This window comes from Burkholderia sp. SRS-W-2-2016 (genome assembly GCF_001931485.1).
GTDB lineage: Bacteria > Pseudomonadota > Gammaproteobacteria > Burkholderiales > Burkholderiaceae > Paraburkholderia.
This window is the reverse complement of the sequence record NZ_MSDV01000063.1, coordinates 118,576-139,211: the sequence shown is the minus strand read 5'-3', so window position 1 is coordinate 139,211 and position 20,636 is coordinate 118,576. Positions and strand designations below refer to the sequence as shown.

Genomic DNA, 20,636 nt, shown 5'->3' with positions numbered 1-20,636 from the left:
CAGGAGTGTAGGTCAATCCGGATGGTTATAATCATGCTTATCTCGGAAACACTGTCGCTTTGGAGTGGACAATGCAGCTCGATGACATGCGGATCTTCGTCGCGACCGTCGACGCCCATAACTTCACGGCCGCGGCGAAGCGGCTGGCGTTGTCGAAGCAGTTCGTCAGCCGTCGCGTGATGGCGCTGGAAGAAGCGCTCGGCGTGCAGTTGCTGATCCGCAATACCCGCAAGCTGGCGGTGACCGATCTGGGGCAGGAGTTCTACGAGCGCGCGAGGCGCATCCTCGGCGAGGTCGAGGATGCGGAGCAGGCAATGTCGCTGCGGCGCGCGGGGCCGCGCGGGCTGCTGCGCGTGAGCGCGCCGATGTCGTTTGGAATGATGCATCTGTCGCCGCTGGTCGCGTCGTTTCTGCGCGAGCATCGCGACGTGCGCTGCGATATGGAACTGAGCGACCGCACCGTCGATGTGGTCGGCGAGGGCTTCGACATGGCGATCCGCATCGGCACGTTGCAGGATTCGTCGCTGATCGCGCAGAAGCTGGTGGACGTGCGGATGATCGCGTGCGCGAGTCCCGCCTATCTGCGCCGGCGCGGCACGCCGAAGCTGCCCGCCGAACTGGCGAATCACGAGTGTCTGCTATATGGGCACGGCGGCGCGGTGAGCTGGGAGTTCAAGGTCGACGGCGCGCTGAAGAGCGTCGAAGTGCGCGGGCCGTTGCGTGCGAATAACGGTGATCTGATTCGCGACTCGGCGGTCGCCGGTCTCGGGATCGTTCGGCTTCCTGATTTTATCGTCGCCGATGCGTTGGCGAGCGGCAAGCTGGTGCCGGTGCTCGAAGCGTTTCTGCCGGTGGCGACCGGCGTGTACGCGGTGTATCCGCAGCACCGGCAGAGTTCGGTGACGATCCGGGCGTTCGTCGAGTTTTTGCGCAGGCATTTGAAGACGCTGGCGGGGTGAGGGCGAAGCCACTGACCTCAGCGGCTTTGCAGTCCGTCGCAAAGCCGCTTTGCTAACCAGTTCTTTGCGCTCAACCGTCGCGGAAAATAAAGCTATATGCGTTGAGCGCCGGCACGCCGCCCAGGTGCGCGTACAGCACCCTGGATCCCGCCGGAAATTCGCCGTTGCGCACCATATCGATCATCCCGTGCATCGACTTGCCCTCGTACACCGGATCGGTCAGCACCCCTTCGAGCCGCGCGCATAGACGGATCGCCTCCAGCGTGCCGTCGTTCGGCAGACCGTATTCCGGGCCGCCGTAGCGCTCGTCGAGCACGACGTCCTTCGCGGTGATGTCGCGGCCGAGATCGACGCTTTCCGCGGTCCGCTTCGCGATCCGCGTGATCTGCTCGCGCGTCTGCGCGGGTTTCGCCGATGCATCGATGCCGATCACGCGATCCGCGCGCCCATCGGCGGCGAAACCGACGATCATCCCCGCCTGCGTGCTGCCCGTCACCGAGCACACGACCACGTAATCGAACTTGAAGCCGAGTTCGGCTTCCTGCTGGCGCACTTCTTCCGCGAAGCCGACGAAGCCGAGGCCGCCCAGCGGATGGTCCGAGCAGCCGGCCGGAATCGCGTACGGCTTGCCGCCGGCCGCGCGCACGCTCTCGAGCGCGTCTTCCCAACTGCGGCGAAAGCCGATGTCGAAGCCGTCGGGCACGAGCCGCACGTCGGCGCCCATCATCCGCGACATCTGGATATTGCCGACCCGGTCGTACACCGCGTCCGAGTAGTTGACCCAGTTCTCCTGCACCAGCACGCACTTCAGCCCCAAATGCGCGGCGACCGCCGCAACCTGGCGCGTCTGGTTCGACTGGATTCCGCCGATCGACACCAGCGTGTCGCAACCTTGCGCGAGCGCATCGGGGATCAGGTATTCGAGCTTGCGGGTCTTGTTGCCGCCGAATGCGAAGCCGCTGTTGCAGTCCTCGCGCTTCGCGTACAGCTCGACCTTGCCGCCGAGATGCGCGCTCAGGCGCTTGAGCGGCTGGATCGGCGTCGGGCCGAAGGTGAGCGGGTAGCGGGGAAATCGTTGCAGGTTCATCGCAGCTCCGTGGTGATGGATTCGGTGGCTTTATGGTAGGAAAAAGCGCGAGAAATGAGCTTGCGAAAAAAATCGCCCGGACGTACTTTTGAAAATTCAGATCGCGCTGCGATTTAATAAAACCTTGTCATTCCGCTTATGAACGCAATAAAAGTTCGTACTGCCCGCGCCAGGCCCGCCGCCACGTCCAGCGGTAAGCCCGCTGGCGCGCAAATGGGCAAAACCGTTGGCAAACCCGCCGCCAGCAAAACCGCCAGCAAAACCGCCAGCAAAACCGCGAGCAAAACCGCGAGCAAAAACGCGAGCAAAAACGCCAGCAAACCGGCGAGCACCCCACGAGGCAAAAGCGCAACCGCCGCGGCGCCATCCGCGCCCCCCGCCGCGTCCACGGCGTCCGCTGCACCCGCCACCACAACCGCGTCCGCCACCGCCCACACCGCGCTTGACCGCATCGACCGCGCGATCCTGCGGCAACTGCAAGTCGACGCGTCGATCTCGAACGTCGCGCTCGCGGCCCGCGTGAAGCTGAGCGCGCCGGCCTGTCTACGGCGGGTCGAGCGGCTCAAGGAGTCGGGGCTGATTCGCGGCGTGGTCGCGCTGCTCGATCCGAAGGCGGCCGGCGCGGGGATGCTGGTGATCATCGGCGTGGTGCTCGATCGCTCGACGCCGGAATCGTTCGCCGAGTTCGAGAAGGCCGCGCAGAACGTCGCCGGCTGCATGGAGTGCCACGTCGTGACCGGCGAGTTCGACTACTTCATGACGATCCGCACGCGCGACAGCGACAGCTTCAACCGTCTGCACGCCGAGCAGTTGCTGTATCTGCCGGGCGTGCGGCAGATCCGCTCGTTCATGGTGCTCAAGGAGATTCTGTCGACGACGAAATTTCCGCTATAGCGATAGACAGATCGGGCGGATACGCGAGAAAACGCGCATGCTGTCGGAAACCGCGCGCGGTCGAACGAGGAGAGGCGACATGGACAGGCCCACAGCAACGCTTCACCGTCTGCTAGCCCCAGCAGCCGCGCTCGCATGGCTGCTCACCTTCATGCAGCCCGCGGCGGTGGCGGGCGAAACCGCGATCGTCATCGCGCCGCCCGCGCTCGACGAACCCCTGTCCGCCAGCACCGCCCACTCGGAAACCGCGATCTTCGCGGGCGGCTGCTTCTGGGGCGTACAAGGCGTGTTCCAGCACGTGCGCGGCGTCACGCAAGCGGTGTCCGGCTATTCGGGCGGCTCGCGCGAGAGCGCCGACTACGAGATCGTCAGCGGCGGCGAGACCGGTCACGCGGAATCGGTGCAGGTCACCTTCGATCCGGCCAAGGTCACTTACGGTCAGCTGTTGCAGGTCTATTTCTCGGTGATTCACGACCCGACCGAACTGAACCGCCAGGGGCCCGACAGCGGCACTCAATATCGCTCGGCGGTCTTCCCGCTGAACGACATCCAGCGGCGCGTCGCGCAAGGCTATATCGCGCAACTCGATCGCTCGCATGCGTTCGCGGCGCCGCTCGTCACGAAGATCGAGCCATACAAAGGCTTCTATCCGGCCGAGCCGTATCACCAGAACTACCTGACGCTGCATCCCGACTCGGCTTATATCGCGCTGAACGATATGCCGAAAGTCGCCAGCCTGAAGCGCCTCTTTCCCAATCTGTATCGCGACAAACCGGTGCTGGTCGAAGCGGGTCGGTAGCAGAGAAAGTCGCGAGGAAAGGAGCAGCGAAAGTCGCGGCCGCGTCGCCGCCGCGAGTCCCGCTCCAATCGCCGGTGCGCTCCTCCCCCCGCAGCCGCCGGCCCGCCGTCATCAATCGTCCACAGAGTTGGCGCATATCTTGCGACTGCACTCGCCCGTCGAACCGCACTTTCCGCGTTATCGCAGCGCCGGCGCTTCCTCGCAACCCGCGAACCGGCATGCCGCGGCCTTGGGCGGGCGCGGGCCGCGTGGGGCCCGACGCGTTGCGCGGCGCGCGACGACGACTGAAAAAATTACATGCCGTCAGTAGCAGCGCGGCGGTCGCTCGAGCTTTCTGGGTCCGCGCTGGACCCCGGGCGCAAACATAACCTCATCGCGACACGCGAGATCGGAGGCTTCAGGTGTTGATCAGCCGTAGAAAGAAGCGGGGTGCGACGCCTCGCAATAAACAAACCGGCATCGCGGCGGGTTCGCTGGTCGCCGCGACTCTTGGCGGGATCGTCTTCGTGCCGGGCGCGGCACACGCGCAGACGCCGTCGCCGCTCGGCGAGTGGCAGTACTCGGTGGGCGTCCCGCTACAGAAGATGTACCAGCCGACGATCCCCGACTGGCAGGTGCGGCTCGGCGCGGCCGCGTCGTTCCAGCCGCGTTTCGAGGGCTCGGACCGCTATCACGTGGTCGGCGGCCCGAGCGTCGACGTGCGCTACAAGGACCTGTTCTTTCTGTCGACCGGCGAAGGCTTTGGCGTGAATTTCGCGCAGGGCGAAAACTGGCGCATGAGTCTGGCGGCGGTCTACGATCTCGGCCGGCGCGCGCAGGACGATCCGCAGGAACTGAGCGGGCTCGGCAACATCAACTTTGCGCCGGGTCTGAAGCTGTCCGGCGAGTACGTGATCTCGAAGAACTTTCCGCTGGTGCTGCGGGCCGACATTCGCCGCTATTTCGGCGGCTCGAACGGCTGGATCGGCGACCTCGGCGCCTATATGCCGATGCCGGGCAGCTCGAAGACGTTCTTCTGGTTCGCCGGGCCGAACGTGTCGTTCGCGGACTCGAAGTACATGAACAGCTGGTTCGGCGTCAATCAGGAGCAGGCCGCGCACTCGCAGTATTCGCAGTACCACGCGAGCGCCGGCGTCAAGTCGGTCGGCTTCGGCGTCAGCGCGGTGTGGCTGTTCAGCAAGCACTGGTTCGCAACCGCCGACGGCGCGTTCGAGCAACTGGTCGGCGGCGCGGGCAACAGCCCGATCGTGCGCACCCGCGCGACCGGTGTCGCCGACGTGTCGATCAACTATCGCTTCTGAGCCGCGCGCATCCACGCTGCAGGTAAAAGGAACGGCGCAACCCGCGCCGCTTCCCGTTCGATCCATCGCATTGCCGCCCACTTCGCCCCGACCCGCCCACGGGTACATCGTTTGCTGAACTCCAGGTCATGCGCCCGCGCCTGTCGCGCCGGCGTGCCCGAACTTAGGAGTCCATCCCCATGGCAGGAAAAGCGAGTATCCAGAAGAGCGCCGCGAAGTCGGCCGGGCCGGCCCACGCGAACGATGCGAAGTCGCAGGACCTCGAACGCAATCGCGTCAGCCCGCAGGGCGAGGCGTTACGCACCAACCAGGGCGTGAAGATCGCCGACAACCAGAACACGTTGCGCGCCGGTCCGCGCGGCCCGTCGCTGCTCGAAGACTTCATCATGCGTGAAAAGATCACGCACTTCGACCACGAGCGGATTCCCGAGCGGATCGTGCATGCGCGCGGCTCGGCCGCGCATGGCGTCTTCAAGGTGTACGAATCGATGCGCGAGTACACCAAGGCCGCCTTTCTGCAGGACCCCGCGCTCGAAACGCCGGTCTACGTGCGTTTCTCGACGGTGCAGGGCCCGCGCGGCTCGGCCGACACCGTGCGCGACGTGCGCGGCTTCGCGGTGAAGTTCTACACGCAGGAAGGCAATTACGATCTGGTCGGCAACAACATGCCGGTGTTCTTCATCCAGGACGCGATCAAGTTTCCCGACTTCGTGCATGCGGTGAAGATGGAAGCGCCGAACGAAATGCCGACCGGCGGCTCCGCGCACGATACCTTCTGGGATTTCGTGTCGCTGGTGCCCGAGTCCGCGCACATGGTGCTGTGGACGATGTCGGACCGCGCGATTCCGCGCAGTCTGCGCACGATGGAAGGCTTCGGTGTCCATACGTTCCGCTTCGTCAACGCGCAAGGCAACGGTCGTTTCGTCAAGTTTCACTGGCGCCCGGTGCTCGGCTCGTACTCGCTGCTGTGGGACGAGGCGCAAAAGCTCGCCGGCAAGGACCCGGATTTTCACCGGCGCGATCTGTGGGAAGCGATCGAACGCGGCGACTATCCGGAGTTCGAACTGGGCGTGCAACTGATCGACGAAGCGGACGAGCACAAGTTCGACTTCGATCTGCTCGATCCGACCAAGCTGATTCCGGAAGAACTGGTGCCGGTGAAAATCATCGGCAAGATGACGCTCAATCGCAATCCGGACAACTTCTTCGCGGAGACCGAACAGGTCGCGTTCCATCCGGGCCATGTGGTGCCGGGCATCGACTTCACCAACGACCCGCTGTTGCAGGGGCGTCTGTTCTCGTACACCGATACGCAGATCAGCCGGCTCGGCGGCCCGAACTTCCACGAGATTCCGATCAACCGGCCGGTCTGTCCGTCGGTCAACAATCAGCGCGACGCGATGCATCGGCAGGCGATCCACGTCGGTCAGGCATCCTATGAACCGAATTCGCTGAACGACGGCTGGCCGAAGGAAACCGACCCGGCTGACGCCGATGGCGGTTTCGAAAGCTATCAGGAGCGCGTGGAGGGCGTGAAGATTCGCGTGCGCAGCGAATCGTTCGCCGATCATTTCTCGCAGGCCGCGCTGTTCTACAACAGCATGTCGCAACCGGAGAAAGACCATATCGCGGCCGCCTATCAGTTCGAACTCGGCAAGGTCACGAAGCCCGAGATTCGCGCGCGGGTGGTCAACGAGATCCTCGCGAACTTCGATGCGGGACTGGCCGCCCAGGTTGCCGAAGGTCTCGGCCTGCCGGCGCCGAAAAAGGGCGGCGCGAAACTGGCCGGGCCGAAGAGCTCGCCCGCGCTGAGCCTGCTCAATCGCGTGAAGCCCGGCATCAAGACCCGCAAGATCGCGCTGCTCGCCGCGCCCGGCTCGGACAGCGCCGCGATCAAGCAGCTGCAACAGGCGCTGAAGGGCGAAGGCGCGACGCCGATGCTGATCGCGCCGACGCTCGCGGAGATCGACGGGCTCGCGCCGGATGCGACGATCGCCGGGCTGCCGTCGGTGATGTTCGACGCGGTGATCGTGGTGGGCGGCGAGGCCGGTGCGAAGACGCTCGCGCAATCCGGCGACGCGCGCCATTTCGTGCTGGAGGCGTTCAAGCACCTGAAGGCGATCGCGGCGCTCGGCGCGGGGCGCGACCTGCTCGGCGCCGCGCAACTGCCCGCCAAGGCGGACGGCGTCGTGACCGGCGACGACAAGCAGTCCGCCGACGTGCTGAAGGCGTTCATCAAGGCGGTCGAACAGCATCGGGTATGGTCGCGCGCGGCGCAGGCGGAAGGGGTGCCGGCGTGACCTGAGGATGTCGAAGTAAAACGGCAAGTGCGCGAGCGTCCGCGGCGCCACACGAAGTGCTGAAACGGTGCCGCCAGGCGCGGCACGCGCGGTAGTGGAAACAGCCTGGCTGGTGCGAACCGGCCAGGTTTTTTTGCGCTCCCGGCCGGCGCGAGGCACTTTCGCGGACTCCCGCCGACGCTCGTCGAGCCGTACCCAGCAAGCCTGAGCGTGGTCCGACCGGTTTTCAAGATAAGCTTCGCCCTTGTATGATGACGGCGGTCGTATCGCGATGAAAACTACCGCACGCAAATCCGAAAAATATTCCGCATCGACTCGATTCGCCATGCCGAAGACAGAAAAAATGACCGCCGCGCCGGCCGTCGATCAGCTTCGTTTCCGCCGCATCCTTCGCCGTAACCTTGCTCTGCCGCTCGGCGTCGGGCTCGTCACGATGGCGTTGTTCGTCGGGTTGATCGCCTACCTCGTGTCGACGCTGAGCTGGGCCGAACACTCCGAGCGCGTGATCGGCAACGCCAATGAAATGCTGCGGCTCGCGGTGGATCGCGAGTCGTCGATGCGCGGCTTCCTGATCACCGCCGACGAAAGCTTCCTCGTGCCGTATGAAAACGGCGGCCCGAAGTTCAAGGCGCAACTGCAGACGCTGCAGCAGATGGTCGCCGACAACCCGCCGCAACTCGAACGGCTCAAGCAGATTCAGGCGTTGCAGCAGCGCTGGAGCCGCTTTGCCGAAGACATGATTGACGCGCGCCGACGCAATCAGGACTACGAAAGCGCGATCGCGGCCGGGCGCGGCAAGGTCGAATTCGACGAGATCCGCCGCGAATTCAACGATTTTCTCGACGTCGAATTGCGCCTGCGCGAAGAGCGCGGCGAGGCGACGCGCCGCGTGACGGCGACGCTGGTCGGCGCGTTCCTGCTGTTCAGCCTGATCGTTAGCGGCCTGCTCGCGTGGCGTGGGCGCCGCGAATTGCTCGGCCTGTCCGAGACTTACGACGCCGCGTTGCAGCAGCAGGCCGAACAGACCGACAAGCTGCAGCAGCAGGTCTGGTTGCGCTCGGGTCAGCGCCTGCTGGCGGACAAGGTGGTCGGCCAGACCAGCCCGCAACTGGTGGGCCGCGCGCTGCTCGAATTCCTGGCCCAATATCTGGACGTGGTGGTCGCGGTGCTGTACGTGCGCGACCGCCAGCACGGCACGCTGCGCCGCATCGCGACCTACGGCTTCAGCCGCGACAGCGAGCAGGGCGCGCCGCTCAGCTTCGAGGAAGGCGAAACGCTGATCGGCCAGGCGGCGCGCTCGCGCCGCACGCTGGTGCTGCGCGAGGTGCCGGAGAACTACGTGCAGGTTGCGTCGGCGACCGGCAAGGGCACGCCGCGCAATCTGCTGATCGCGCCGCTCGATAACGACGGCCAGGTGAACGGCGTCGTCGAAATGGGCTTTCTGCGCGACGTCACCGCGCGCGACGAAGAGCTGATCGAGCTGATCCGCAACAGCATGGGCGACTTCGTCGAGGCCGCGCTGTATCGCGAGCGCCTGCAGGATGTGCTCGCCGAGACCCAGCAGTTGAACGAGGAGTTGCAGGTCCAGCAGGAAGAGTTGCGCGTCTCCAACGAAGGGCTCGAAGAGCGCGGCCGCGCGTTGCTCGATTCGCAGCGGCGTCTCGAAGCGCAGCAGGCCGAGCTGGAGCAGACCAACGTGCAGCTGGAGGAATACGCGCAGCGGCTCGAGAGGCAGAAGTCGGATCTGCTGCGCGCGCAGGACGATCTCGCGGCCAACGCCGAGCGGCTCGAACAGTCGAGCCGCTACAAGTCCGAGTTTCTCGCCAACATGTCGCACGAATTGCGCACGCCGCTGAACAGCTCGCTGATTCTCGCGAAGCTGTTGCAGCAGAATCGCGGCGGCAACCTGACCGACGAGCAGGTGCGCTACGCGGAGACGATCTACGCGTCCAACAGCGATCTGCTGGTGCTGATCAACGACATTCTGGATCTGTCGAAGGTCGAGGCCGGGCAGGTGACGATCGAGCCCGAAACGGTGTCGCTCGATGCGACGTTGCAGTCGCTGGAGGAACTGTTCCGGCCGCTCGCCGCGACCCGCCATCTGCAACTCGGTTTCGACCGACTGCCGGGCACGCCCGACACGTTGATTACCGACGGCCAGCGGCTCACGCAGATTTTGCGCAACCTGCTGTCGAACGCGCTGAAGTTCACCGAGCACGGCGAAGTCACGCTCGCGGTCGCGCCGGTCGACGGCGGCGCGCTGCGCTTCGACGTGCGCGATTCCGGCATCGGCATTCCGGCCGACAAGCTCGAAATGATCTTCGAGGCGTTCCAGCAGGCCGATGGTTCGACCAGCCGGCAATACGGCGGCAGCGGTCTCGGACTGTCGATTTCGCGCGAGTTCGCGGCGCTGCTCGGCGGCCGGATCACGGTGGCGAGCGAGGTCGGCAAGGGCAGCGTGTTTACGCTGTGGCTGCCGCTCGACGTGAACGCGGTGCTCGCGGCGCGTGACGGGCAGGCGCCGCATGGGCAAGGACACGGGCAAGGGCAAGCGCACGTACACGAACACAGCGCGGCGCCGGCGCCGGCGACCGAAGCGCCGTTGCTGCGCGCGCAGGCGGACAACGCACCCGCCACGCCCGCCGCCGACCTTGCCGAACCCGCCACCGCCTCGATCCCCGACGACCGCGACCAGCGCACCCGCGCCGGCCGCCTGATCGTCACGATCGAAGACGATCTCGCGTTCGCGGAAATCCTGCGCGATCTGGTCCACGAACTCGATTTCGACTTCGTGCACGCGAGCAACGCGGCGAGCGGCCTCGCGCTGGTGCGCGACATGCGTCCGGCCGCGGTGCTGCTCGACGTCGGCCTGCCGGACCGCTCGGGCCTGACCGTGCTCGAATGGCTGAAGAACGATCCGCTCACGCGCCATATTCCGATTCACATCGTGTCGGCCACCGATCATGCGGACAAGGCGCTGCATCTCGGCGCAATCGGCTATACGCTGAAGCCGACCGCGCGCTCGACGATGGAAGCCGCGATCCGCCGCCTCGAAGCGCGCCTGCAACAACAGCTCAAACGCGTGCTGGTGATCGAGGATGACGGACCGATGCGCGAGAGCATCCGCGCGCTGCTGCAAAGCGAGAACACCGAGATCGTCGCGGTCGCGACGCTCGCCGACGCGTTCGGGCAACTGGCCAATTCCGGTTTCGATTGCGTGGTCACCGACCTCGCGCTGCCCGACGGCACCGGCTACGACCTGCTCGAACGGCTCGCGGCGAATACCGCGCACGCGGCGCTGCCGGTGATCGTCTACACCGGCCGGATGCTGTCCGACGAAGAGGAGCACCGGCTGCGCCGCTATTCGAAGTCGATCATCATCAAGGGCGCGAAATCGCCGGAGCGTCTGCTCGACGAGGTGACGCTGTTCCTGCATAGCGTCGAGTCGTCGCTGGCGCCCGAGCAGCAGCGCATGCTGCGCACCGTGCGGCAGCGCGACAACGCGTTCGAGGGTCGCACGATCCTGCTCGCCGAAGACGACGTGCGCAATATCTTCGCGCTGTCGCACGTGCTGGAGCCGCTCGGCGCGAAGCTGCTGATCGCGCGCAACGGCCGCGAGGCGCTCGACGAACTCGAGAACGGCCCCGAAGTTCACCTGGTGCTGATGGACATCATGATGCCGGAGATGGACGGGCTGACCGCGATGGGCGAGATCCGCCGCAATCCGCGCTTTGCGCATCTGCCGATCATCGCGCTGACCGCGAAGGCGATGGCGAACGACCGCACGCGCTGCCTCGAAGCGGGCGCCGACGATTATGTGTCCAAGCCGATCGACGTCGACAAGCTGGTCGCGCTGTGCCGCGTGTGGCTGCGGCAGCGCTGAAACGGAACCGGAACCCGCGATGAACCCGTCCGCCTCCGACGCGCCGCAGCGCATGAGCGACTTCGATATCGAGTTGAAGCTGCTGCTCGACGCGATTTATCTGAAGTATCAGCACGACTTTCGCCACTACGCGATGTCGTCGCTGCGCCGCCGCCTGACCCAGGCGCTCGACGAATTCGGGCTGCAGACGCTGTCGCAATTGCAGGACAGCATCATGCGCGACGGCGAGCAGTTCTCGCGGCTCTTTCAGTACCTGACCGTGCAGGTCAGCGAGATGTTTCGCGATCCTGCCTATTTCCTCGCGCTGCGCGAACACGTGCTGCCGCGGCTGCGCACCTATCCGTCGATCAAGGTGTGGGTGGCCGGTTGCAGCACCGGCGAGGAGCTGTGGTCGCTGAAGATCCTGTTCGACGAAGAGGGGCTCACCGAGCGCACGCTGTTCTACGCGACCGACATCAACCCCGATGCGCTCGCGCGCGCCGAATCGGGGATCTACTCGCTCGACCGGATTCAGGGCTTCACGCAGAATTATCTGGCGGCCGGCGGCACCCGTTCGCTGTCGGACTACTATCACGCCGCGTACGGCGGCGCGCGTTTCTCGGGCTCGCTGAAGGAGCGCGTGGTGTTCGCCGATCACAGCCTCGCGACCGACGAAGTATTTCTCGAGGCGCACCTGGTGTCGTGCCGCAATGTGCTGATCTATTTCGATCGCGGCTTGCAGGATCGCGCGCTGGGGCTGTTCGAAAACGCGCTGGTGCGGCGCGGTTTTCTCGGGCTGGGCAGCAAGGAAAGTCTGCGCTTTTCGCGTCACTACGAAGCGTTCGACGAATTCCGCGCGCCCGAACGCATCTATCAGAAACGCTAGCGAGGTCGCGATGCCACGCTCGAACGTTCAACCTTCCAACGCGCCGGCCACCGCCGAGGCCGCGCCGCGCACGTACGACCTTGTCGTGATCGGCGCGTCGGCCGGCGGCATCGAAGCGCTCGGCATTTTGCTGCTCGCGTTGCCCGCGCGTTTCGCGGCGGCCGTGATGATCGTCATGCATCTGCCGGCCGGGTCGCCGAGCTATCTGGTGCCCGCGCTCGCGCATCGCTGCGCGTTGCCGGTGCTCGAACCCGATGCCGGCGAGGCGATCCTGGCGGGCCGCGTGCACGTCGCGCCGCCCGGTTATCACATGCTGGTCGAGGTGGACCGCACGGTCGCGCTGTCGACCGATGCGGCGGTGCGCTTCTCGCGGCCGTCGATCGACGTGCTGTTCGAATCGGCCGCCGCGGTGTATCGCGAGCGGTTGCTCGCGATCCTGCTGTCCGGCGCCAACGACGACGGCGCGGCCGGCCTCGAACGCGTGCGCGCGCACGGCGGCACCGCGTGGGTGCAGACGCCGGAGAGCGCCGGCGCGCCGGAAATGCCGCGCGCGGCGATCGTGCGCGGCGCGGCCGACGCTATCTACAATCCCGAAACCCTGGCGCGCCGGCTTGCCGCGCTGCCGCTTTCTATCTGATTCGATGCCATGTCGAACTCACCTGTGAACATCCTGATCGTCGACGACATCGTCCACAACATCACCGCGCTCGAAGCGCTGCTCACGCGCCCCGACGTCGCGGTGCTGGTCGCCGATTCCGGCACCGCCGCGCTCGATCTGCTGCTCAAGCACGAAGTCGCGCTGGCGATCCTCGACGTCAACATGCCCGGCATGAACGGCTTCGAGCTGGCGGCGCTGATGCGCGGCAGCCCGCGCACCTCGCACGTGCCGATCATCTTCCTGACCGCGACCGCGCAGGACGCGTCGCGCACGTTCCGCGGCTACGAGGCGGGCGCGGTCGACTTCCTGTACAAGCCGTTCGATCCGCGCATCCTGCAATCGAAGGTCGACGTGTTCGTGCAGCTCGAACAGCAGAAGCGCCAGCTGGCCGCGCAACTGGTGACCACGCGCCAGATGCTCGAAGCGAACGAGATGCTGATGGCGGTGCTGAGCCACGATCTGCGCACGCCGCTCGGCGCGGTGCTGGCGTCGGCCGAGTATCTGATGCGCACCGCCGCCGACGAGCAGGCCGCGACCGTCGCCGCGCGCGTGAAGAACAGCTCGCTGCGGATGGCGCGGATGGTCGACCAGTTGCTGAACCTCGCGCGTTTGCAGGGCGGGCGTCTGCCGTTGCAGCCGCGCTCGATCGAACTGGCGACGCTGTGCCGTTCGGTGATCGACGAATTCGCATCGCAAAAGAGCGGCAAGCGGATCGTGTTCGACTGCTCGGGCAATACCGCCGGCGCGTGGGATACCGATCTGGTCTGGCAGGCGGTGTCGAACCTCGTCAGCAATGCACTGCATCACGGCGCGCCGGACGGCGATATCGGCGTCGAGGTCGACGGCACCGCGGAGGATGTGGTGCGGCTGAAGGTGGCCAATCGCGGCGTGATTCCGGCCGAGGTGTTTCCGCATCTGTTCAAGGCGTTCGGCGCGAACGGCAACGGCGCGCGTTCGCGCGAGGGGCTCGGGCTCGGTCTGCATATCGTGCAGGAGATCGCGCGCATGCATGGCGGCGAGGTCGGCGTCGAGTCGAGCGATGCGGTGGGGACGGTCTTCACGATCGCGCTGCCGCGCGCGGTGGCGTTGCAGAGGGGGTCGTTTACGCGGCGGTAGGCGCGAGCAGTGCAGCGGCGTGCGCGAGGTTCGGCCGGCGTACGCGGCCGAGGCGAGCGGCGCACGCCGGCTGGCGCGGCCCGCTGTGCTACGCTTGCCGGCACCCCAATCACGCAGCCGCAACCGCCCTCCATCATGCGTTCCTGGCGCCTCGCTTCACCGCCGCGCAGCGGCCAGCTCAGCACCGCGCGCGCGACCGGTCTCGTCGCCGCGATTGCGCAGCCGGACGCCGACGCGCTCGCCGCGAGCATTCTGCAGACGGTTGGCGACGCGCTGCCGGTGTCGCAATGCACGGTCTTCGCATATGAATTCGACGCGCGGCCGCGCACCGTGTCGGCGGCCGACCATCGCGGCGGGCGCTTTCTGCGCGAGGTCGCCGAACGCTATGCCGCGCATTTCTACGCGCTCGACGGCAACCGCGCGATCATCGACGCCAGCCGCCCGGGCGGCAAGAACCGACGCCCGCCGTCGCGCGATGCGCTGGTGCTGCATCAGCAGCGCGGCGACGAAATCGAACACGCAGCGTATCGCGCGGCCTGCTACGCGCAGCCGAACGTATCGGACCGGCTGTCGTTGCTGGTTCAGCCGCTCGACAGCGTGTGGCTGTCGATCAACCTGTATCGCGATCGCGCGCACGGCGTGTTCGCGGCGCGCGAACTGGAATACCTCGAAAGCGTCGCGCCGTTGTTCGCACACGCGGCGACAGCGCATTACGCGCTGAACGGCCAGCATCAGCAAGGGCCCGCCGCGGCGATGCTCGGGCGGCTTCGCCGTATCTGCCCGGCGTTGACGCCGCGCGAACTCGACGTGCTGCGCGGCACGCTCGAAGGCGCGAGCGCCGGCGAGATCGCCGGGTGCATGGGCGTGAAGGCAACGAGCGTGGTGACTTATCAGAAGCGTGCGTATGCGCGGCTCGGCATTTCGAACCAGCGGCAACTGTTTGCGCTGTGCATGCAGGCGTAGCGGCGCGAACGCCATGCGCGATTTGCTCGCGGATTCGGCTGGCGTTGCACGTTGCGCGGTAGATTTCGCCGTAGCGCCCGAGCCGGCCTAACGCTTCACAACTTCCGCTTTAGTCCGCTTGCCGCGCCCCTGCATCTCCCGATCCCAGCGCTTCAGCCACGGCATCACGAAGTCCGCGAAGCCGCTGGCGGACGGCGACAGCGCGCGCTCGGTCGAGCGATACACGCAGACTTCGCGAATCGTTTCCGGATCGACGATGCGCCGCATCACCAGTCCGAACGTGCGCGCGAGCGGCGCGACATAGGCCGGCGCGAGCGTGACCGCGAGCCCCTGCGCGGCGAGTCCGAACGCGGTGGTCACGTTATCGACCACGTCGACCGGCACGATGCGCGCCTCCGGCGGCAGGTTCGCGCGCATCTGATCGACCGCGCGTTCGTGATCGCGGCCGGTCGCGACGATCGGCACGTCGCGCAGCTGCTGCCACTGCACCCGCCGGCGCGCGGCCAGCGGATGCGCGGCCGCGCACCACATCACCCACGGGCTCGCGAACGCCGTTTCCGCGCGCACGTGCGAGCCGCTTTGCCGGTCCGGCCCGATCGCCAGATCGATGTCGCCGCTCTCGACCCGCTCCACCAGTTGCTCGACCCCGGTATCGAAGATCCGCACGACGACTTTCGGTTTGTCGCGCGCGTAGTCGGCGATCGCCGCCGGCAACGCGGTCGCCGCGATCACCAGCGGCGCGCCGACCCGCACGATGCCGGACGCGCGGTTGCGGATATCGTCGGCGGATTGGGCGGCCGCGCGCACGTGGCGCAGCACCGATTCGGCCGAGGCCAGGAAATCCTGTCCCGCGCTGGAGAGCGCGACGCGCCGCGTGGTGCGATCGAACAGCCGGAAGCCGAGTTCGGTTTCGAGTTCGGCCAGCAACTGGCTGACCGCCGACGACGTCAGCCCGAGCCGCTGCGCGGCCGCGCCGATGCTGTGCAGATCGACGATCGCGAGAAACGCTTCGTACTGGCGAATGGTGACGCGGGTAAGAGCCATGCGGGCGATTCTAAAGAAAAACTTACGAATCGTGAAAAATCGATTGATTGTGCGCGGCGGCGTGAGCGACGACACTCGTACCGGTCGACGCAGCGCGACAAACCCGCTTAGACTTGAGGTTTGCCCCGCCGTGCGCCGCCGACGCGCTTGCCACCTGTTTTTGCGGGTGTTGCGGCGCCGCGCGGCTAGCCGCATAACCGGCCTCCGAGGCCGTCTTCAAGGACCCGTGATGTTCGACCATATTCCCGCCTATCCGGGCGACCCGATTCTGAGCCTGAACGAGGATTTCCAGCTGGACCCCCGGCCGAACAAGGTCAACCTGAGCATCGGCATCTATTTCGACGACGCCGGCAAGCTGCCGGTGATCGACGCGGTGCGCCGCGCCGAAACCGCGCTGCTCGAATCGATCGGCCCGCGCTCGTATCTGCCGATGGCCGGTCTGCCGCTGTATCGCGACACCGCGCAGGCGCTGGTGTTCGGCGCGAATAGCGCGGCGCGCGCGGCCGGCCGCATCGCCACGCTGCAAACGCTCGGCGGCTCCGGCGCGCTGAAGGTTGGCGCCGATTTCCTGAAACGCTATTTCCCGGGCTCGCAGATGTGGATCAGCGATCCGAGCTGGGAAAACCATCGCGTGGTATTCGAAGCCGCGGGCCTGACGGTCAACACCTATCCGTACTACGACGCGCAAACCGGCGGGCTGCGTTTCGCCGAGATGCTCGCCGCGCTCGACACACTGCCGGAACAGAGCGTCGTGCTGCTGCACGCGTGCTGCCATAACCCGACCGGCGTGGACCTGAGCCCGGCGCAATGGCAGGAACTGGTGCCGGTCCTGCAACGCCGCAAGCTGATCGCATTCGTCGACATGGCTTACCAGGGCTTCGGCGCGAGCCTCGAAGAAGACGCCGCGTGCGTGCGTCTGCTCGCCGACGCGGAGGTGCCGCTGATCGTCGCGAACTCGTTCTCGAAGAATTTCTCGCTGTATGGCGAGCGCGTCGGCGCGCTCAGCGTGGTCTGCAAGAGCGCGGACGAAGCGGCCCGCGTGGCCGGTCAGCTGATGGCGGCGGTGCGCGCGAACTACAGCAATCCGCCCACGCATGGCGCGCGCCTCGTCGCCAACGTGCTCGCCGATCCGGCGCTGCACGCATCGTGGGAAGCCGAACTCGGCGCGATGCGCGAGCGCATCCTGAAGATGCGTCAGACGATTTACGCGGGCCTCGAAGGGCGCGTCGATGAAGTGATGCGCACGCGTTACGTCGCGCAGCGCGGCATGTTCACCTACACCGGTCTGAGCGAAAGCCAGGTCGAACGGCTGCGCAACGAATACGCGGTGTATGTGCTGCGCTCGGGCCGGATGTGCGTCGCCGGTCTGAACGAACGCAACGCGGAATACGTGGCGGCGTCGATCGCGGCGGTGGTGTCCGGCGCTGCCTGACGCGCGTCGGTAAGCCGCCCGTGCCGGCTTGGCGCGGGCGGCGCGGCCTCGGTGCTCACACGCGTATATGGACCGGGCGCACACGCATGCGCGGCGCCGCGGTCAACCCTCACACCGCCAGAACGACAATCATGGAGACGACCCGATGAGCACCATCCTCGAAGCGCAACCGGCGAGCGTGCCGCCAACGGCCGGCATGCATCCGGACGAATGGCAGGCCCGCGTGCAACTCGCCGCGGCCTACCGGATCTTCGATCTGCTCGGCTGGACCGAGATGATCTACAACCACATCACGTTGCGCGTGCCGGCGAGCGTCAGCGGCAACGAGCGGCACTTCCTGATCAACCCGTTCGGGCTGCACTACAGCGAAGTCACCGCGAGCAATCTGGTGAAGATCGATGCGCACGGGCGGGTGCTCGACGGCTCGCCGTATCCGGTGAATCCGGCCGGCTTCGTCGTGCATGCGGCGATCCATGAGGGTCTGCCCGACGCGCACTGCGTGATGCACACGCATACCACGGCCGGCGTCGCGGTCGCCTGTCTCGAAGACGGTTTGCAGCAGACCAACTTCTACAGCGCGCAGTTGCACGAGCGGATCGCGTATCACGACTTCGAGGGCATCACGATTCATGCGGAAGAGGGGCCGCGGCTGCTCGCGCATATCGGCGACAAACAGGCGGTGATTCTGCGCAACCACGGCTTGCTCGCATGGGGGCACACGCTCGCGCAGACCTTCGCGATTCTGTGGACGCTCAATCGCGCGTGCGAAATCCAGATGGCGACGTTCTCGATGGGCCGCGCGCGGCCGGTGCCGGAAGAGGTCGCGATCCGCTGCTCGCGCGACTCGCTGCAGTTCGACCCGCGCCACGGCGCCGGGCAGGACGTGTTCGACGCGTTGGTGCGACGGGTCGACCGGATCGACGCCAGCTACCGGCAATGATTGACTAGAATTCAGCGAACGAACCGCTGCGGAGCGCACGCGGCAACCAGCAAGGACAAGCAATGAAAGTAGCGATCTACGGCGCCGGCGCGATCGGCGGCTGGATGGGAGTGAAGCTCGCGCAGGCCGGGCACGAGGTCAGCGTGGTCGCGCGCGGCGCGACGCTCGACGCGGTGCGCCAGCACGGGCTGCGGCTGATCGAAGGCGGCGTGATCTACGCCGAGCAGGTCAAGGCGAGCGAGAAGCCCGCCGATCTCGGCGTGCAGGATCTCGTCGTGGTCGCGGTGAAGGGGCCCGCGATGGCGTCGGTGGCCGCGCGGATCGCGCCGCTGATCGGACCGGAATCGAGCGTGCTGACCGCGATGAACGGCGTGCCGTGGTGGTTCTGCGACGGCCTCGCCGGCGAGTTCGCCGGCCAGCGGCTGAAGACGATCGACCCGGACGGCGCGATCGCCGCCGCGATTCCGACCGCGCAAACGGTCGGCTGCGTCGTGCATGCGAGCTGCCTGATCGACGCGCCCGGCGTGATCCGCCATCACCAGGGCAATGGCCTGATTGTCGGCGAGGCGTCGGGCCGGCCGAGCGAACGGGTCGAGCGGCTTGCGGCGCTGCTGCAGGCGGCGGGCTTCAATGCAACGATGGCCGCGCAGATCCAGCGCGACGTCTGGTACAAGCTGTGGGGCAACATGACGATGAATCCGGTCAGCGCGCTCACCGGCGCGACGACGGACAAAATCCTCGGTGACCCGCTCGCGCGCGGCTTCGTCACGCACATCATGCTGGAGGCGAAGGAGATCGGCGCACGCTTCGGAATCCCGATCGATCAGGCGCCCGACGATCGTCACGCGGTCACGCTAAAGCTCGGCGCGATGAAGACGTCGATGCTGCAGGACGTGCAGGCCGGCAAGCCGGTCGAACTCGACGCGCTGGTCGGCGCGGTGCGCGAGCTGGGGCAATTGACCGGCGTCGCGACGCCTTATACCGATGCGTTGCTTGGGCTCGCGCGGCTGCATGCGAGCACGTTGGGTTTGTATCCGAAGCTGTAATGCCCCAACAAAACCAACGCCGCGCGTCCGGTTCGAACTGGACGCGCGGCGTTGGTTTGGGTGGCGGGGCGGGGCGGGCGAAGCGTCCGCCTGGCGTTCGGTGTTTGGCGGCGCGCTACGCCGCTTCCTCAGATCGGAAACCGGAACGTGGCGGCGACATCGGCGCCGGCCGGCAGGTCGTTGCGCCGCAACGCGACCACCTTCGCGCCCGCCGCCAGCGCGCGCCGCGTGACTTCGCCGACGAGGCTATACGCCACCGCCGGTCCCGCGGTCCCATAGTCGACCGCGCCGGTCTGCTCGTCGAGCGTGCCTTTGAGATCGCTGTCGATATTGATGTACAGCGTTTCGATCGCGCCTTGCGTCGCGCCGCGCGCGACTTCCTCCAGCATGTCGCTGGCGCGGCGGTTGTGCAGACGCCCCTGGTAGTGCTCCCGATGGCCGGCGACCACGCTCTGATAATGAACGTCCAGAAGCTTGCGCGCTTCGGCGGCGATCTCGCCGGGCGACAGACGATCGGGGCTATGCGAGAGGATCTGCGGCAGCAGGTTCTGCGCGCGGCACAGGTTGTGAAAAATCGACGCGATCGGCTGCGCGGCCATCACGATCACCGGCACGTCGCCGTGCTGCAACAGCGGCGCGAGCGCCGCATCGACACGCCGCGCGTATTTGGTCAGATTGAATTTGTGCAGATCGCCACTATTGATCGAACTGTCGTTGCGATCGTTCAAGCGCAGTTCGCTGGCCATGTCGGTCGGCTGGTCCGGCACGCGGATTTCCTCGGGCGGCAGGTCGGCGAAAATCTCCACCACTCGCAAACTGTTCTCGGAGATCGCGATCACATAGGCGGAGTGATCGAACGTGGTTGCGCGCAACAGCGGTTTGATATTGAAGCGATCCGATGCTTCGACCTCGGATTCGAGGCGGTTCGCGAGCCTGAACGTGTGAATCTCGTCCGGCGTGGCCAGCACCGCGAGCGAGTTGGCCTGATAGCGCCAGAAGACTTCGTTTTCCTGAACTTCGGCCAGCAGCTCGTGCAATTGCCACAGCCGGCGTTTGTCCAGACCGCGCGTTTCGAGCCGGCTCATCGCGTCGCGAATCAGATTGGAAAATTCGATCCGGCTCCCGGCGGTTTCGCTCGTGACCGGCGTGGTAGCCAGATAGAGCGACACGCATGCGTCCGACTTGATCCCGAAGAGTCTGGCGATGTCGCGCGAACCCGGTATGTCGACATGGAACATTTCGGCTTCCTCCTACGTGTGAGAGAGACCACGCCGGGGGCACGGGAGCAGAGGAGTGCCATCACGCTATCCGCAGCGGGTTTAGCGATGCCGGACAGGCATCCTTCTGAA

16 protein-coding genes are annotated in these 20,636 nt (G+C 66.2%); 13 read left to right on the top strand and 3 right to left on the bottom strand.

The window, feature by feature from the left end; genetic code table 11:
* Positions 1-71 precede the first annotated feature (71 nt).
* Positions 72-959 (top strand): LysR family transcriptional regulator, encoded by an 888-nt coding sequence (locus tag BTH42_RS27555; protein WP_075304332.1) that lies wholly within the window; start codon positions 72-74, stop codon positions 957-959.
* A 70-nt stretch (positions 960-1,029) separates the two neighbouring features.
* On the opposite strand, the gene BTH42_RS27550 is transcribed toward BTH42_RS27555, so the two are convergent.
* Complete coding sequence (locus tag BTH42_RS27550; RefSeq protein WP_075304331.1) at positions 1,030-2,046, bottom strand: 1-aminocyclopropane-1-carboxylate deaminase; 1,017 nt, start codon at positions 2,044-2,046, stop codon at positions 1,030-1,032.
* A gap of 213 nt (positions 2,047-2,259) precedes the next feature.
* Here BTH42_RS27550 and BTH42_RS27545 point away from each other — a divergent pair, with 213 nt between their 5' ends.
* From BTH42_RS27545 to BTH42_RS27505, 9 genes are all read left to right on the top strand, one after another.
* Positions 2,260-2,940, top strand: coding sequence for an Lrp/AsnC family transcriptional regulator (locus tag BTH42_RS27545; protein ID WP_372237290.1), 681 nt, complete (start codon positions 2,260-2,262; stop codon positions 2,938-2,940).
* 79 nt (positions 2,941-3,019) lie between these two features.
* The gene (gene msrA / locus BTH42_RS27540) at positions 3,020-3,739 is read left to right on the top strand and encodes a peptide-methionine (S)-S-oxide reductase MsrA (RefSeq protein ID WP_075304330.1); all 720 of its coding nucleotides are present in this window, start codon (positions 3,020-3,022) and stop codon (positions 3,737-3,739) included.
* Between the two features lie 401 nt (positions 3,740-4,140).
* Positions 4,141-5,040 (top strand): MipA/OmpV family protein, encoded by a 900-nt coding sequence (locus tag BTH42_RS27535; RefSeq protein ID WP_075304329.1) that lies wholly within the window; start codon positions 4,141-4,143, stop codon positions 5,038-5,040.
* A 179-nt stretch (positions 5,041-5,219) separates the two neighbouring features.
* The gene (gene katE / locus BTH42_RS27530; RefSeq protein ID WP_075304328.1) at positions 5,220-7,340 is read left to right on the top strand and encodes a catalase HPII; all 2,121 of its coding nucleotides are present in this window, start codon (positions 5,220-5,222) and stop codon (positions 7,338-7,340) included.
* A gap of 343 nt (positions 7,341-7,683) precedes the next feature.
* Positions 7,684-11,223: a response regulator gene (locus BTH42_RS27525; RefSeq protein ID WP_075304371.1), complete on the top strand. Its 3,540-nt coding sequence runs from the start codon at positions 7,684-7,686 to the stop codon at positions 11,221-11,223.
* Positions 11,224-11,242: 19 nt separating this feature from the next.
* Positions 11,243-12,088: a protein-glutamate O-methyltransferase CheR gene (locus BTH42_RS27520; protein WP_075304327.1), complete on the top strand. Its 846-nt coding sequence runs from the start codon at positions 11,243-11,245 to the stop codon at positions 12,086-12,088.
* Between the two features lie 10 nt (positions 12,089-12,098).
* Positions 12,099-12,725, top strand: coding sequence for a chemotaxis protein CheB (locus BTH42_RS27515; RefSeq protein WP_075304326.1), 627 nt, complete (start codon positions 12,099-12,101; stop codon positions 12,723-12,725).
* Between the two features lie 9 nt (positions 12,726-12,734).
* A complete protein-coding gene (locus tag BTH42_RS27510) occupies positions 12,735-13,862 on the top strand; it encodes a hybrid sensor histidine kinase/response regulator (RefSeq protein WP_075304325.1) in 1,128 nt (375 codons plus the stop codon).
* 135 nt (positions 13,863-13,997) lie between these two features.
* Entirely contained in the window at positions 13,998-14,825 is an 828-nt protein-coding gene (locus BTH42_RS27505) for a helix-turn-helix transcriptional regulator (protein WP_075304324.1), read from the top strand.
* Positions 14,826-14,912: 87 nt separating this feature from the next.
* Here BTH42_RS27505 and BTH42_RS27500 read toward each other — a convergent pair whose 3' ends face one another.
* Complete coding sequence (locus BTH42_RS27500; RefSeq protein WP_075304323.1) at positions 14,913-15,869, bottom strand: LysR family transcriptional regulator; 957 nt, start codon at positions 15,867-15,869, stop codon at positions 14,913-14,915.
* 229 nt (positions 15,870-16,098) lie between these two features.
* Between BTH42_RS27500 and BTH42_RS27495 the strand changes: the two genes are divergently transcribed.
* The 3 genes from BTH42_RS27495 (at position 16,099) to BTH42_RS27485 (ending at position 19,287) form a co-directional block, all read left to right on the top strand.
* Entirely contained in the window at positions 16,099-17,301 is a 1,203-nt protein-coding gene (locus tag BTH42_RS27495) for an amino acid aminotransferase (protein WP_075304322.1), read from the top strand.
* 145 nt (positions 17,302-17,446) lie between these two features.
* Positions 17,447-18,241, top strand: coding sequence for a class II aldolase/adducin family protein (locus BTH42_RS27490; RefSeq protein WP_075304321.1), 795 nt, complete (start codon positions 17,447-17,449; stop codon positions 18,239-18,241).
* A 62-nt stretch (positions 18,242-18,303) separates the two neighbouring features.
* The gene (locus BTH42_RS27485; protein WP_075304320.1) at positions 18,304-19,287 is read left to right on the top strand and encodes a 2-dehydropantoate 2-reductase; all 984 of its coding nucleotides are present in this window, start codon (positions 18,304-18,306) and stop codon (positions 19,285-19,287) included.
* Between the two features lie 128 nt (positions 19,288-19,415).
* Here BTH42_RS27485 and BTH42_RS27480 read toward each other — a convergent pair whose 3' ends face one another.
* Positions 19,416-20,525, bottom strand: coding sequence for a hypothetical protein (locus BTH42_RS27480; protein ID WP_075304319.1), 1,110 nt, complete (start codon positions 20,523-20,525; stop codon positions 19,416-19,418).
* Positions 20,526-20,636 lie beyond the last annotated feature (111 nt).